Source organism: Streptomyces tendae (assembly GCF_008632955.1).
In the GTDB taxonomy this organism is placed as follows: domain Bacteria; phylum Actinomycetota; class Actinomycetes; order Streptomycetales; family Streptomycetaceae; genus Streptomyces.
The window spans coordinates 376,231-389,852 of the sequence record NZ_CP043959.1; the positions used below are offsets into that span (position 1 = coordinate 376,231).

Here is a 13,622-nt window from a genome sequence, read left to right on the forward strand (position 1 = left end):
GGGCCGAGGTCTAGAAGCCTCGCGTCCGCTTCGCCGCCCGGCGCTTCTCCGCGGAGCCGATCCGCAGGAACAGCCGGGAGATCTCCGATCCGAGGTTCACCCCGATCGCGATGGCCATCGCCAGCGCCACCGCCTTGGTGAGCGACGTCAGACCCCGGTTGACCTCGTTCTGCGCGATGCCCAGCAGACCGAAGTAGGTGGCCGAACCGGGCAGCAGCGGCCCGATCGCCGCCGTGGTGTACGGCAGCGCGGACGCGAACCGGTAGCGGGCCAGCAGCTGCCCGAACAGGCCGACCACACCCGCCGCCACCGCCGTGGATGCCACCGGCGAGATGTTGCCCGTTTGCTGCATCGCCCCGTAGACCACCCAGGCGACCCCGCCGTTCAGCGTCACCATCAGCACCGTGGCCCGCTCCTGCTGGAGCAGTACGGCGAACGCGAGCGACAGCCCCAGCGACGCCGTGATCTGCAGCAGTGGCTGCGGGTCCGAGCCGCCGAGCGCTGCGTCCGGGACCAGATTGGCGCCGAGCTGCACGCCGAAGTACAGCACCGTCAGCACGCCGATCACGATGGCGACGAAGAAGTACAGGACCTCCAGCAGACGCGCGGACGCCGTGATGTAGAAGCCGGTCAGGCCGTCCTGCACGCCCGCCACCAGCGCCCGTCCGGGCAGCAGCGCGAAGAGACCACCGGTGATCACCGCGGACGCCTTCACGTCCGCGTGCGCCAGGGTCAGTGCCACACCGATCGCGGCCGGCGGCGTCGCGGCCACCGTGAACTGGTAGAACTCCGGCAGTCCGCGCCCGGCGCACAGCCACGCCAGCCGGTCGCCGAGCATCGCGCCGATCGCCGCCGCGACGAACACCAGCAGCTGACCGCCGACCAGCACCGAGGCGGAGCCGGCGAGCAGCCCGCTCGCGAGGGTCAGCGCCCAGCCCGGGTAGGGGTGCCGGTTGCGGCGGATCTCCGCCAGCCGCCGGTACGCCTCCTCCAGGGTCACCTGGGTCTCGTCGTCGCTGAGGTCGTCCACCAGCTGGTAGACGGCCGCCAGCCGGGTGTAGTCGGGGCTGCGGCGGCGCACCGTGCGGGAGGCCGTCACCGGGTCGTCGACCAGTGACGGCTGATAGGAGACCGCGAGCAGGGTGAAGGTGACGTTGGGCTCGCAGCGGTCCAGGCCGTAGGAGCGGCACACGGCGAACATCGCCGCCTCCACGTCCTCGGCGCCCTCACCGCCGGCCAGCAGCAGCTCACCGATACGCAGGCTCAGGTCCAGCACGCGCGGCACGGCCGGACCGGCCTCGTCGTGCCGCTGCACCGGCTCCGGGGCGGGCCGTTCGGTCACCGGCATGCGCAGCATCGTGCGCATCCGGTCCTGCCAGGGCACGTCCTTGGTCAGCCGCACCAGCGGGACGCCGGCCGGCGGGGTGAAGGCCGCGGCCTGCCGTGCGCTGTAGGTCCTCGGCGTGCTGAACGCCGACCCCTCCGCCTCCGGCGACGGCGGGGGCGGGGCCACGTCCAGACCGTCCGGAAGGGCGAACTCCGAGGTGGTCTCCGACTCCGGGCCCGGCTTCGGCACGGCCAGCCCGTCGGGGACGGCGAACTCTGAGGTCGTCTGCGACTCGCTGTCGGCCGGTGCCGCGACACCGGAGGGGGGTACGAAGGCGTTCCTCGCCTCGTCCGACTGTGGCTTGCGGTCCTCCGCGTCCGTCACGTGCTGTGCTCTCCCTGCTGACGACACCGTCCCTCAGTGTGCCCCGTGCCACGCCGGTCTTGCGCAGGCACAGCGAGACGGGCCGCACGCGTGCGCGTGCGGCCCGTCCGGTGCCTCTCGGCGGCGGTGCTCAGTGGCCGCCCTGGTCCTTGAAGCGCTTGTAGGACCGCTCGATCTCGGCCTCGGCGTCCACCCGGCCGACCCAGTCGGCGCCCTCGACGGACTTGCCGGGCTCCAGGTCCTTGTAGACCTCGAAGAAGTGCTGGATCTCCAGGCGGTCGAACTCCGACACGTGGTGGATGTCGCGCAGGTGCTCCACGCGCGGGTCCGTCGACGGGACGCACAGCAGCTTGTCGTCGCCGCCGGCCTCGTCGGTCATGCGGAACATGCCGATGGCGCGGCAGCGGATCAGGCAGCCCGGGAACGTCGGCTCGTCCAGGATGACCAGCGCGTCCAGCGGGTCGCCGTCCTCGCCGAGGGTGTTCTCGACGAAGCCGTAGTCGGTCGGGTAGGCGGTCGAGGTGAAGAGCCGACGGTCCAGGCGGATCCGACCCGTCTCGTGGTCCACCTCGTACTTGTTCCGCGAACCCTTCGGGATCTCGATCGTGACGTCGAACTCCACCGGACGCTCCTCCATGATCAGCACATAGTTCTGGTGGTTAAGTGTCCCTCACGCAGGTGTGTGATCGCGAAAGGGGCTGGTGGTCGTGCCAGAGCTGAGGCCTTGGCGGGCCGCGGGACCGCACGTCGTGCGGATCGCGGACGCCGTACGACCGCGTCTGGCGCGCGTCGCCGCGGCCGCCGGGCCGTGGTTCACGCGGTGGGGCCGGCCGGGATCGCCGCAGGCCCCGCGGGTCGCGCGGCCCGGTACCGGCTGGTACACCGCGACCGCCGCCACTGCCGGTCTGGCGCTGGCCGCGGGTGTGGTGACCGCTGCCGGCCCCTGGGACTCCACGGGTCAGCGTACGGCCGAGCGGGACCGGGCCGTGGCCCTGGCGGCCTCGCGTGGCACAGATCACGACGGCTCCCGGGCGCACGCCGGCACCCCGCCGCGCGGACCGCAGGCCGCCCCGCCCGCCCCCTCCGTCCTCACCGGCCTCGGCGGCACCGCCACCACCGTGCGGTCGGCGCCCGCGGGCAAGGCGCTCGCCGCCGTCCTCGACCCGCTGCTGAACATTCCGGCGCTCGGCCGCCGGTCCGCCGCCGTGGTCGACGTCGCCACCGGCAAGCGGCTCTACGGCGACGGCTCCGGCGACGCGCTCACCCCCGCCTCCACCACGAAGATCGCCACCGCCGTCGCCGCGCTGTCCGCCCTGGGCGCCGACCACCGCCTCACCACCCGCACGGTCTACGAACCCGACACCCGGGAGGTCGTCCTGGTCGGCGGCGGCGACCCCACGCTCACCGCCCGCAAGCAGGCCAAGGGGTTCGCGAGCCTGCGGGACCTCGCCGCGCGCACCGCCGCGGCCCTCGGCAAGCGGGGCGTGCGCAAGGTGACGCTGTCGTACGACACGACGCTCTACAAGGGCGGCACGATGCACCCGATCGGGGTCAACCCCAACCTCGCCGCCGTCACCCCCCTGATGGCCGACGAGGGGCGCACCGACGACTCCTCCAGCGGACCCGCGCCACGCGTCGCGGACCCCGCTGCCGACGCCGCCCGGACGTTCGGGGACCTGCTCAAGGATCACGGGATCACGGCGACGCCGCCCGGCCCGTCCAAGTCGACGACCCGCGCCACCACCCTCGCGACGGTCTCCTCGCCGCCGCTCGCCTCGCTCGTGGAGCGGATGCTGACCCACAGCGACAACGACCTCGCCGAGGCGCTCGCCCGGCACACCGCCGTCGCCACCGGCAAGCCGGCCGACTTCGCGGGCGGGGGAGCGGCGGTCACCGCCCGCCTGAAGCAGCTGAAGCTGCCCGTGAAGGGCATCGAGGTCAAGGACGGCAGCGGTCTCGACCGGGGTGACCGGCTCACCGCCGACCTGCTCACCGCCCTGCTGGTCAAGGCCGGCGACCCGGCCCACCCCGAGCTGCGGCCCGTCCTCACCGGGCTGCCGGTCGCCGGCTTCACCGGCACGTTGTCCGGCCGGTACGAGGACGGTGCGGCCGGTGTGGTCCGCGCCAAGACCGGCACGCTGACGGGCGTGAACACGCTGGCCGGCACGGTCGTCGACCGTGACGGGCGCCTTCTGTCGTTCGCCTTCCTGGCCAACGACACCCCGGGGCCGGACGCGGCCCAGACAGCCCTCGACAAGGCAGCCACCGCCCTGTCGGCCTGCGGCTGCCGCTGAAGCCCCTCAGGGGGCGCGGGGAACTGCGCGACGGGCGCGCTGCAGAGGCGAGGGGCCGACTCCCTCACCCACTTCGGGGCCTTGCCCCGGACCCCCTTCGCGCGGTTCCCCGTGCCCCCGGGAGTGCGAGGCCACAGGTGCCGGGAACGGCAGTTCCCTAGGGGCGCGGGGAACTGCGCGAACGGGGGTGTCGGGGGGTGACCCCTGAAGCGGGGCCAGGCCGGCTGGAAAACGCGGCGACCATGTCGCCCAAGGGGCGCGGGGAGCCGCGCGAACGGGCCCCCACTTCCTCGCCCTGCCCGTAACCCCACCACTCACGTACCGTTGACGCATGACGAGCATCGGTGGTGCTGCCTCTTCCGGGATGGTCGACTGGAACCTCGCGGTCGCGACCGCGACCAGGCTCATGCGGCCGGGCCCCGACGTCAGCCGGGACGAGGCCCGCGCCGTCGTCGCGGAACTCCGCCGCCACGCGCAGGCCGCGGAGGAACACGTCCGCGGCTTCACCGGTCTCGGCACCGCCGAGACCCACGACACGCCCCTCCTCGTGGTGGACCGCCCCGGCTGGGTCCGGGCCAACGTCGCCGGCTTCCGCGAACTGCTCAAACCCCTGCTCGACAAGATGCAGGAGCGGCGCGGCACCAGCCCCGGCAACGCGGTCCTCGGCGCCGTCGGCGGCAAGGTCACCGGCGTGGAGCTGGGCATGCTGCTGTCCTTCCTCGCCTCCCGCGTCCTCGGCCAGTACGAGACCTTCGCCCCCGCGACCCGCGACCTCCCGGCCGGCGCCAACGGCGGCGGACGGCTGCTGCTGGTCGCCCCGAACATCGTCCACGTCGAACGCGAACTCGACGTCGAGCCGCACGACTTCCGCCTGTGGGTGACCCTCCACGAGGAGACCCACCGCACCCAGTTCACCGCCGTGCCCTGGCTGCGGGACCACCTGGAGGGTGAGATCCAGGCGTTCCTTCAGGAGACCGACGTCGACCCCATGACCGTCCTGGAACGGGTGCGCGAGGCGGCCCAGTCGCTCGCCGGCGGCCGTCCCGAGGGCGAGGAGGGCGACGACGGACGCTCCCTTGTCGAGATCGTGCAGACCCCGGCCCAGCGCGAGATCCTCGGCCGGCTCACCGCGGTGATGTCCCTGCTGGAAGGGCACGCCGACTACGTCATGGACGGCGTGGGCCCCGAGGTCGTGCCGAGCGTCGCCGAGATCCGCGAGAAGTTCCAGCAGCGCCGCGCCAAGGGCGCCTCCCGCCTGGACATGGCCCTGCGCAAGCTGCTCGGCCTGGACGCCAAGCTGCGGCAGTACCGCGACGGGGAACGCTTCGTCCGCGCGGTCGTCGACGAGGTCGGCATGGACGGCTTCAACCGCGTGTGGACCTCGCCCAACACGCTCCCCACCAAGGCGGAGATCGGCAAACCGGCGGACTGGATCACCCGGGTGCACCGCAAACCGGAGGCATGAGCGCCGCGCCCCGGTCGCGCGGGGTGTCCGGCCGACGGCAGACGGACGCCCCGCCAATCACCCGTCCGAGGGACCGTGGGCCCAGGGCAGGCGTGCAATGCTCGGGGAACGGCCCGGTTCTGTCACCATCTACACACTCTGCGTGACCGAACCTTCGGGCTCAACCCCCCGGAACATCATCGAAGGGAACCGGACATGGGTCCCCATCCTGCGGTCGCGGCGATACGCCTGGCGGTCCGCCGCGTCCTCAACGACATCCTCGCCGAACACGGCCGACCGCCCGGCCGGCCCGCGACCGACGAGCGGTCCTCCTCCCCGCTCGTCCTCGTGGCCTGCTCCGGCGGCGCCGACTCCATGGCACTCGCCTCCGCCCTCGCCTTCGAAGCCCCCCGGGCCGGCCTGCGCGCCGGCGGCGTGACCGTCGACCACGGCCTCCAGGCGGGCTCCGACCTGCGCGCCGCCGAGGTCGCCGCCCGGCTGCGCGAACTCGGTCTGGACCCCGTCGAGTCGGTCGCCGTCACCGTCGGCCGCGACGGCGGTCCGGAAGCCGCCGCCCGGGACGCCCGCTACGCCGCCCTGGACGCCGCCGCCGAGCGCCACCGCGCCGCCGCGGTCCTGCTCGGCCACACCCGCGACGACCAGGCCGAGACGGTCCTGCTCGGCCTCGCCCGCGGCTCCGGCATCCGATCCCTGTCCGGCATGGCCGCGGTCTCGGGGGCCGACGGCCGTTACCGGCGCCCCTTCCTCCGGCTCGACCGGCAGACCGCCCGCAAGGCCTGCATGGTGCAGTCCCTGCCCGTCTGGGACGACCCGCACAACGTCGACCCCGCCTACACCCGCTCCCGGCTGCGCCACGAGGGCCTGCCCGCCCTGGAGAAGGCCCTCGGCAAGGGCGTCGTCGAGGCTCTCGCCCGTACGGCCCAGCTCTCCCGCGACGACGCGGACGCCCTCGACGCCTGGGCCGGGAAGGCCGCGGCCGGCGTCCGCGACGACGACGGCCGCCTGGAGTGCGACGCCCTGCACGACCTGCCGCCCGCCGTGCGCCGGCGGGTGCTGCGCCGGGCCGCCATCGAGGCGGGCGCCCCGGCCGGTTCGCTGTTCGCCCGCCACATCGAGGAGGTCGACCGGCTGATCACCGGCTGGCGCGGCCAGGGGGCCATCAATCTCCCCGGCCGGGTCGTCGCCCGCCGGCAGGGTGGCAGACTGGTGATTCGGCAAGGCTGAATCCGGACCCACCGACCCGTACGAGTCACGGGGCGGACCGGACCGGCCGGTGGGACGACCGAAAGTGATGCGGGTGGACGCGAACGACATGGGTGCCGACCTCGAGAAGGTACTCATCACCAAGGAAGAGATCGACGCCAAGCTGGCGGAGCTGGCGGCGAAGATCGACGCGGAGTACGCGGGCAAGGACCTGCTGATCGTCGGCGTGCTCAAGGGCGCGGTGATGGTGATGGCGGACCTCGCCCGGGCGCTGTCCACCCCCGTCACGATGGACTGGATGGCCGTGTCCTCGTACGGGGCGGGCACCCAGTCCTCCGGCGTGGTGCGGATCCTCAAGGACCTCGACACGGACATCAAGGGCCGGCACGTCCTGATCGTCGAGGACATCATCGACTCCGGACTGACCCTGTCCTGGCTGATCTCCAACCTCGGCTCGCGCGAGCCCGCCTCCCTCAAGGTGTGCACCTTGCTGCGCAAGCCCGAGGCCGCCAAGGTCGCCATCGACGTCGAATGGGTCGGCTTCGACATCCCCAACGAGTTCGTCGTCGGCTACGGCCTCGACTACGCCGAGAAGTACCGCAACCTCCCGTTCGTGGGTACGCTCGCGCCCCACGTCTACGGCGGTTGACCCCTGGCGGCTCCGGCCGCCGTACGTGATCGGGAACCCCGGCGGGCTCCTCGGCGTTGGAGCTTGCGTGGACGCCACTGTCGGCCGTCCCCCGCAGCTTCGGGGGGCCATGCTGGGGTACCGTCCGAAGAACAGCCTTTATCAAACTCACTATGGCAGGAGGGACGGGGCGGCACCGCTCCGTATGGATGGACGTGAAGCGATACTTCCGTGGGCCGGTCATGTGGATCGTGCTGGCCGTCCTTGCCGTGGTCGTGTTGATGCAGGTCGTCGGTTCGTCCGGCGGCTACAAGACGGTGGACACGGGCCAGGTCGTCCAGGCGATCAATGAGAACAAGGTCGAACAGGCCAAGCTGACCACCGGCGACGAGCAGATCATCAAGGTCGAGCTCAAGGACGGCCAGAAGGTCGAGGGCAGCTCGAAGATCCAGGCGAGCTACATCGGCGACCAGGGCGTCACCATCGCCAGCACGCTGCAGGACAAGTTCCAGAACAAGCAGATCCCGGACGGCTACACGGTTTCGCCGTCCAAGCAGAACCCCTTCGTGAGCATTCTGCTGTCCCTGCTTCCCTTCGTCCTCATCGTGGTTGTCTTCCTGTTCCTGATGAATCAGATGCAGGGCGGCGGCTCCCGCGTCATGAACTTCGGCAAGTCCAAGGCGAAGCTCATCACCAAGGACACCCCGAAGACGACGTTCTCCGACGTCGCGGGCTCCGAGGAGGCCGTCGAGGAGCTCCACGAGATCAAGGAGTTCCTGCAGGAGCCGGCGAAGTTCCAGGCCGTCGGCGCCAAGATCCCCAAGGGCGTGCTGCTCTACGGCCCGCCCGGTACCGGCAAGACGCTGCTCGCGCGCGCCGTCGCCGGCGAGGCGGGCGTGCCGTTCTACTCGATCTCCGGTTCCGACTTCGTCGAGATGTTCGTCGGTGTCGGTGCCTCCCGGGTCCGTGACCTGTTCGAGCAGGCCAAGGCCAACGCCCCCGCGATCGTCTTCGTCGACGAGATCGACGCGGTCGGCCGCCACCGCGGCGCCGGCCTCGGCGGCGGTCACGACGAGCGTGAGCAGACCCTGAACCAGCTCCTCGTCGAGATGGACGGCTTCGACGTGAAGGGCGGCGTGATCCTCATCGCCGCCACGAACCGCCCGGACATCCTCGACCCGGCGCTGCTGCGTCCCGGCCGTTTCGACCGCCAGATCGCGGTCGACCGCCCGGACATGCAGGGCCGCCTCGAGATCCTCAAGGTGCACCAGAAGGGCAAGCCGGTCGCCCCGGACGTCGACCTCGGCGCCGTCGCCCGCCGCACGCCCGGCATGACCGGTGCCGACCTGGCCAACGTGCTGAACGAGGCCGCGCTGCTCACCGCGCGCAGCGACCAGAAGCTCATCGACAACCACATGCTCGACGAGGCGATCGACCGTGTGGTGGCGGGCCCGCAGAAGCGGACCCGGATCATGTCGGACAAGGAGAAGAAGATCACCGCGTACCACGAGGGCGGACACGCCCTGGTCGCGGCGGCCTCACCGAACTCCGACCCCGTCCACAAGATCACCATCCTGTCGAGAGGCCGTGCCCTCGGCTACACCATGGTCCTGCCGGACGAGGACAGGTACTCCACCACGCGCAACGAGATGCTGGACCAGCTGGCCTACATGCTGGGCGGCCGCGCGGCGGAGGAGCTCGTCTTCCACGACCCGACCACCGGTGCCGCCAACGACATCGAGAAGGCCACCGGACTGGCCCGCGCGATGGTCACCCAGTACGGCATGACCGAGCGGCTCGGCGCCATCAAGTTCGGCGGCGACAACACCGAGCCCTTCCTCGGCCGGGAGATGGCTCACCAGCGCGACTACTCGGAAGAGGTCGCCGCGCTGGTCGACGAAGAGGTCAAGAAGCTCATCGAGACCGCGCACAACGAGGCGTGGGAGATCCTCGTCGAGAACCGCGACGTCCTCGACAACCTGGTCCTGGCCCTCCTGGAGAAGGAGACGCTGGGCAAGGAGGAGATCGCCGAGATCTTCGCGCCGATCGTCAAGCGCCCGCCCAGGCCCGCCTGGACCGGTTCCTCCCGCCGTACGCCGTCCACCCGTCCGCCGGTCCTCTCCCCCAAGGAGCTGGCCCTGACGAACGGGGCGAACGGCGCCACGCCGGCCATCTCCACCGCGAAGACCGCCACGACGGAGCCCGCCCCGCAGCCGGAGCGGTCCCCGGAGGAGCGCCCGGAGAGCTGATCCAAGGCTCCCCGTGCCCCGCCGGGCCCGGAATGGATGCCGCGTCCCCCAGGTTCTAGCCTGGGGGACGCGGCATTTGCGTAACCCGCGGTTCGAGACGCGTGCCCCTCACGCGTGCAGGCACAGGAACGAGGCACCCCATGACCGACCCCGTGACGCTGGACGGCATAGCCCCCGTCGGCGAGTTCGACGAGAAGCGGGCGCAGAACGCCGTGCGCGAGCTGCTCATCGCGGTGGGCGAGGACCCGGACCGTGAGGGCCTGCAGGAGACGCCGGCGCGGGTGGCGCGGGCGTACCGGGAGATCTTCGCGGGGCTGTGGCAGAAGCCCGAGGACGTCCTGACGACGACGTTCGACATCGGCCACGACGAGATGGTGCTGGTCAAGGACATCGAGGTGTACTCGACATGTGAGCATCATCTGGTGCCGTTCCGGGGCGTGGCGCACGTCGGGTACATCCCGTCCACCAGCGGCAAGATCACCGGGCTGTCCAAGCTGGCCCGGCTGGTCGACGTCTACGCCCGCCGCCCGCAGGTGCAGGAACGACTCACCACGCAGATCGCCGACTCGCTGATGGAGATCCTGGAGCCGCGCGGGGTGATCGTGGTCGTGGAGTGCGAGCACATGTGCATGTCGATGCGGGGCATCCGCAAACCCGGCGCCAAGACGCTCACCTCGGCCGTGCGCGGCCAGCTGCGGGACGCGGCGACCCGCAACGAGGCGATGAGCCTGATCATGGCGCGCTGACGTCGTACGCGGAGATAGGGGCCACGGAAGAAGGGGGCATGGTTCGCGCGAACCATGCCCCCTTCTTCCGTGTACGACGTCCCTAGCTCGCCGGGGCCGTGCCCGGGTGGTTGTCGTCGTCCTCGTCCTCCGGGAGCTTGCAGACCCGCTCCAGGAAGATCGCCGCCGCTATCACGCCGATGCCCGCGACGACCGAGAAGCCGGCGTAGATGGCCTGGTCGCGGCGGGCGGGGATGTCCAGGGAGCCCAGCAGGACCACGAAGGTGCCGCCGTACAGGCCCGCGACCAGGGCGGCCACCAGGGCACTGGCCTGCCCGAAGACCACCGCGCGGGCCGCCATCAGGGGGTCGACGCCCTTGGCGTCGGGCCGGCGCTCGCGCTGCGCCTTGAGGCGGGCCCGCAGCGAGAGCGCGGTGGCCGCGAGGACCACGGCGATCAGGGCGAGCACGATGGGCGCGGCGACGGGCACGCTGGGGAGGGTCCCGAAGGAGTTCCACAGGCGGGCCCCGGCCCAGGACAGGACTCCGGCGACGACGAAGACGCCGGCCAGCACCCTGATGCGCAGCTCTTTCACGGTGTCCCTTCGCGTTCCCCGGACCGGTGCCCCGGGCTGTGGCCGTCTCGACCTTAACGGCTACTCGGGCAGCCGGAGTTCCAGGTCGGCGCGGGGCGTGACACCTTCGCGGGTGACGGCGTCCAGCAGGTCGGCCACGGGGCCGCGGCCCGGGAGCTCCGCCGCGGGGTCGATGTCGTGCCAGGGGGCCAGCACGAAGGCCCGCTCGTGGGCGCGCGGGTGCGGGAGGGTGAGCTGTGGGTCGTCCGAGTGGAGGTCGGCGTAGGCGACGATGTCCACGTCCAGGGTGCGCGGGCCCCAGCGCTCGTCCCGTACGCGGTGGAAGGCCTCCTCGACGGCGTGCGCGCGCTCCAGGAGGGAGGACGGCGGCAGGGTCGTCCGCAGGACGGCGACCGCGTTGAAGTAGGACGGCTGGCTGCCGGGATCGACGCCCCAGGGCTCCGTCTCGTACACGGGGGAGACGGCCTTGACCCGGATGCCCGGGGTGTCCTCCAGGGCGTCCACGGCCCCCTGCAGGGTTTCCAGGCGGTTGCCCAGGTTGGCGCCGAGGGAGACCACGGCCCGTTTGGGGTTCTGCAGGGTGGTGTCGGCCGCGTCCACCTGCTCGACCACGGAGGCGGGGACGGGCTGGACGGTCGGGTCGGTGTGGCCCGTGGTGGACGGCCTGGTCATACGCGGCTCCGGGTGATGGTGACGGTCACGTCGTCGAAGGGCACGGTGATCGGCGCGTCCGGCTTGTGGACGCATACCTCGACCTCCCGCACGGCGTCGTGCTTCAGGCAGACCTGGGCGATGCGCTCGGCGAGGGTCTCGATGAGGTTGAGGGGCTCGCCCTCTACGACGGCCACCACCTCCTCCGCGACGATGCCGTAGTGCACGGTCTTCGTCAGGTCGTCGTCGGCGGCGGCCGGGCGGGTGTCCAGGCCGAGGACCAGGTCCACGAGGAAGGTCTGGCCCTCCTCGCGCTCCTTCGGGAACACACCGTGGTGCCCGCGGGCCTTCAGGCCGCGCAGCGCGACACGATCCACGCGAATCACTCCTGCAGTCGTCGGTCCGGCCGGTCGGTGCCTGTGCGGACGGCACACCGGCCCGTCTTTGAATCTACCCGCGGCGGGCGGCGGAGCCGGTGGCGCGGGTGGCCGTCGCGGTCCGGCGTCCGTCGTCCTCACTGTGCGTCTGCCCGGCCGGGGCGGGGTGCTCACGGGCCGGTGGCGTCCGGCGCGTCGCCCGTGGTGATTCCCGCCACGCGGGGCGGCCGCCGGGCGCGCCCCGTGCCGGTCAGGCCGGTGCCTCGTCGTCCTCGTCGTCGTCCTCCTCGGCGAGGACGGGTGAGGCGTGGTGCGACCAGAGCTTCCAGCCGGCCGGGGTGCGGCGGTAGACGTTCGTGGCGACGACGAGCTGGCCGACCAGGGGGCCCAGTTCCTCGCCGGCCTCCGGGGCAGGCCCGCCGCTGAGGATGTTCTCCGTGCAGGTCACCACGGCGGTGTCGCCGGTGACGGAGACGTGCACGTCGGTGAGGAAGAACTGGATGTAGTCGGTGTTCGCCATGATCAGGGCGTACGACCTGAGGACCTCGCCGCGCCCGGTGAGCACGGGCCAGCCGGGGTGCACGCAGGAGACCACGCCGCTGTCGGCGGGGTCGTGGTACGTCTCGTCGACCCCGAGGTCGGCGGGGGTGAGCCAGGCGGACGCGACCTCCTCGAAGTCGCCCCGCTCCAGCGCCTCGTAAAAGGCGGTGTTGGCGGCCTCGACCTGCTCGACGTCGGTGTGGGGAGCGGTCACCAGGCTCCTTCCGCGCCAGATGGGGGAGGTGTGGGGCCGTCGGCGCGCGCCTGGTCTATCGCGCGGACGACCCGTACGGCGTCCGCGCTGGCGCGGACCTCGTGCACGCGCACCGCCCAGGCGCCGGCCTGCGCGGAGAGGGCGGAGACGGCGGCGGTGGCCGCGTCGCGCTCCCGGGCCGGCGGGGGCGGGGCTTCGGGGCCGGCCAGTACCCGGCCGAGGAACCGCTTGCGGGACGCGGCGACGAGCAGGGGGTGGCCGAGGCGTGTCAGGCGGTCGAGTCGGGCGAGCAGCGCGAGGTCGTGTCCGGCGTCCTTGGAGAAGCCGAGGCCGGGGTCGACGATCACGCGGTCGGCGGCGACACCGCCCTCCAGCACGGTCTCCACGCGCGCGCGCAGTTCGTCGGCGACCTCGGTGACCACGTCGTCGTACACGCCCCGGACGTTGCCGCCCTCCAGGAAGCCGCGCCAGTGCATGACGACGAACGGCGCGCCGGCGGCGGCCACGACGCCGATCATGGCGGGGTCGGCGAGGCCGCCGCTGACGTCGTTGACCAGGGCGGCGCCGGCCGCGAGCGACTGCTCGGCGACGGAGGCGCGCATGGTGTCGACGGAGACGGTGACGCCTTCGGCGGCGAGGCCGCGGACGACCGGGATGACGCGCTTGAGCTCCTCGGCCTCGTCGACGCGGGTGGCGCCGGGGCGGGTGGACTCGCCGCCCACGTCGATCAGGTCGGCGCCCTGGGCGACCAGGTCGAGGCCGTGCTTGACGGCGGTCGTCGTGTCGAACCAGCGGCCGCCGTCGGAGAAGGAGTCGGGGGTGACGTTCACGACTCCCATGACCGCGCACCGGTCCCAGTGGGGGAGGCCCGCGATCTGACGGCGTCCGCTGTGATTGCTCATACGTTCAGCGTAGGCCCCGGGGCGGGTCCCGGATGCCGCGCGGGCCGGTGGGCGGGGCGCGGGGAAAC

Annotated in this window: 13 protein-coding genes; 6 read left to right on the forward strand and 7 right to left on the reverse strand. The window is 72.2% G+C overall.

Annotated features, from left to right (window positions below):
* Positions 1–10 precede the first annotated feature (10 nt).
* On the reverse strand, positions 11–1,711 hold the full coding sequence (locus F3L20_RS01790) for a threonine/serine ThrE exporter family protein (RefSeq protein WP_150151478.1): 1,701 nt from the start codon (positions 1,709–1,711) through the stop codon (positions 11–13).
* A gap of 130 nt (positions 1,712–1,841) precedes the next feature.
* Positions 1,842–2,333 (reverse strand): inorganic diphosphatase, encoded by a 492-nt coding sequence (locus F3L20_RS01795; RefSeq protein WP_024885835.1) that lies wholly within the window; start codon positions 2,331–2,333, stop codon positions 1,842–1,844.
* A 79-nt stretch (positions 2,334–2,412) separates the two neighbouring features.
* Here F3L20_RS01795 and dacB point away from each other — a divergent pair, with 79 nt between their 5' ends.
* The 6 genes from dacB (at position 2,413) to folE (ending at position 10,296) form a co-directional block, all read left to right on the forward strand.
* Complete coding sequence (gene dacB, locus F3L20_RS01800) at positions 2,413–4,005, forward strand: D-alanyl-D-alanine carboxypeptidase/D-alanyl-D-alanine endopeptidase (RefSeq protein WP_167534444.1); 1,593 nt, start codon at positions 2,413–2,415, stop codon at positions 4,003–4,005.
* Positions 4,006–4,336: 331 nt separating this feature from the next.
* A complete protein-coding gene (locus F3L20_RS01805) occupies positions 4,337–5,470 on the forward strand; it encodes a zinc-dependent metalloprotease (RefSeq protein ID WP_145829292.1) in 1,134 nt (377 codons plus the stop codon).
* Between the two features lie 195 nt (positions 5,471–5,665).
* The gene (tilS, locus tag F3L20_RS01810; RefSeq protein ID WP_150151481.1) at positions 5,666–6,694 is read left to right on the forward strand and encodes a tRNA lysidine(34) synthetase TilS; all 1,029 of its coding nucleotides are present in this window, start codon (positions 5,666–5,668) and stop codon (positions 6,692–6,694) included.
* Between the two features lie 67 nt (positions 6,695–6,761).
* On the forward strand, positions 6,762–7,322 hold the full coding sequence (gene hpt / locus F3L20_RS01815) for a hypoxanthine phosphoribosyltransferase (protein WP_145829365.1): 561 nt from the start codon (positions 6,762–6,764) through the stop codon (positions 7,320–7,322).
* A gap of 188 nt (positions 7,323–7,510) precedes the next feature.
* Positions 7,511–9,550 carry an ATP-dependent zinc metalloprotease FtsH gene (gene ftsH / locus F3L20_RS01820; protein ID WP_145829294.1) on the forward strand — a complete coding sequence of 680 codons (2,040 nt, stop codon included), beginning with the start codon at positions 7,511–7,513 and terminating at the stop codon, positions 9,548–9,550.
* A 140-nt stretch (positions 9,551–9,690) separates the two neighbouring features.
* Positions 9,691–10,296: a GTP cyclohydrolase I FolE gene (gene folE / locus F3L20_RS01825; RefSeq protein ID WP_145829295.1), complete on the forward strand. Its 606-nt coding sequence runs from the start codon at positions 9,691–9,693 to the stop codon at positions 10,294–10,296.
* Positions 10,297–10,378: 82 nt separating this feature from the next.
* On the opposite strand, the gene F3L20_RS01830 is transcribed toward folE, so the two are convergent.
* From F3L20_RS01830 to folP, 5 genes are all read right to left on the reverse strand, one after another.
* On the reverse strand, positions 10,379–10,870 hold the full coding sequence (locus tag F3L20_RS01830; protein WP_150151484.1) for a DUF3180 domain-containing protein: 492 nt from the start codon (positions 10,868–10,870) through the stop codon (positions 10,379–10,381).
* 60 nt (positions 10,871–10,930) lie between these two features.
* On the reverse strand, positions 10,931–11,542 hold the full coding sequence (gene folK, locus F3L20_RS01835; protein ID WP_145829297.1) for a 2-amino-4-hydroxy-6-hydroxymethyldihydropteridine diphosphokinase: 612 nt from the start codon (positions 11,540–11,542) through the stop codon (positions 10,931–10,933).
* Positions 11,539–11,898 (reverse strand): dihydroneopterin aldolase, encoded by a 360-nt coding sequence (folB, locus tag F3L20_RS01840; RefSeq protein ID WP_145829298.1) that lies wholly within the window; start codon positions 11,896–11,898, stop codon positions 11,539–11,541. The genes folK and folB overlap by 4 nt, the downstream gene beginning before the upstream one ends.
* A 250-nt stretch (positions 11,899–12,148) precedes the next feature.
* The gene (locus tag F3L20_RS01845) at positions 12,149–12,652 is read right to left on the reverse strand and encodes a nuclear transport factor 2 family protein (protein WP_145829299.1); all 504 of its coding nucleotides are present in this window, start codon (positions 12,650–12,652) and stop codon (positions 12,149–12,151) included.
* Positions 12,649–13,554: a dihydropteroate synthase gene (gene folP, locus F3L20_RS01850; protein ID WP_150151488.1), complete on the reverse strand. Its 906-nt coding sequence runs from the start codon at positions 13,552–13,554 to the stop codon at positions 12,649–12,651. The genes F3L20_RS01845 and folP overlap by 4 nt, the downstream gene beginning before the upstream one ends.
* Positions 13,555–13,622 lie beyond the last annotated feature (68 nt).

Excerpts from the sequence above, each read along its gene's own strand:
- F3L20_RS01805 (WP_145829292.1), top strand. The coding sequence starts at position 4,337 with ATGACGAGCATCGGTGGTGCTGCCTCTTCCGGGATGGTCGACTGGAAC.
- folP (WP_150151488.1), bottom strand. The coding sequence starts at position 13,554 with ATGAGCAATCACAGCGGACGCCGTCAGATCGCGGGCCTCCCCCACTGG.
- ftsH (WP_145829294.1), top strand. The coding sequence starts at position 7,511 with ATGGACGTGAAGCGATACTTCCGTGGGCCGGTCATGTGGATCGTGCTG.
- hpt (WP_145829365.1), top strand. The coding sequence starts at position 6,762 with ATGCGGGTGGACGCGAACGACATGGGTGCCGACCTCGAGAAGGTACTC.
- tilS (WP_150151481.1), top strand. The coding sequence starts at position 5,666 with ATGGGTCCCCATCCTGCGGTCGCGGCGATACGCCTGGCGGTCCGCCGC.
- folK (WP_145829297.1), bottom strand. The coding sequence starts at position 11,542 with ATGACCAGGCCGTCCACCACGGGCCACACCGACCCGACCGTCCAGCCC.
- folE (WP_145829295.1), top strand. The coding sequence starts at position 9,691 with ATGACCGACCCCGTGACGCTGGACGGCATAGCCCCCGTCGGCGAGTTC.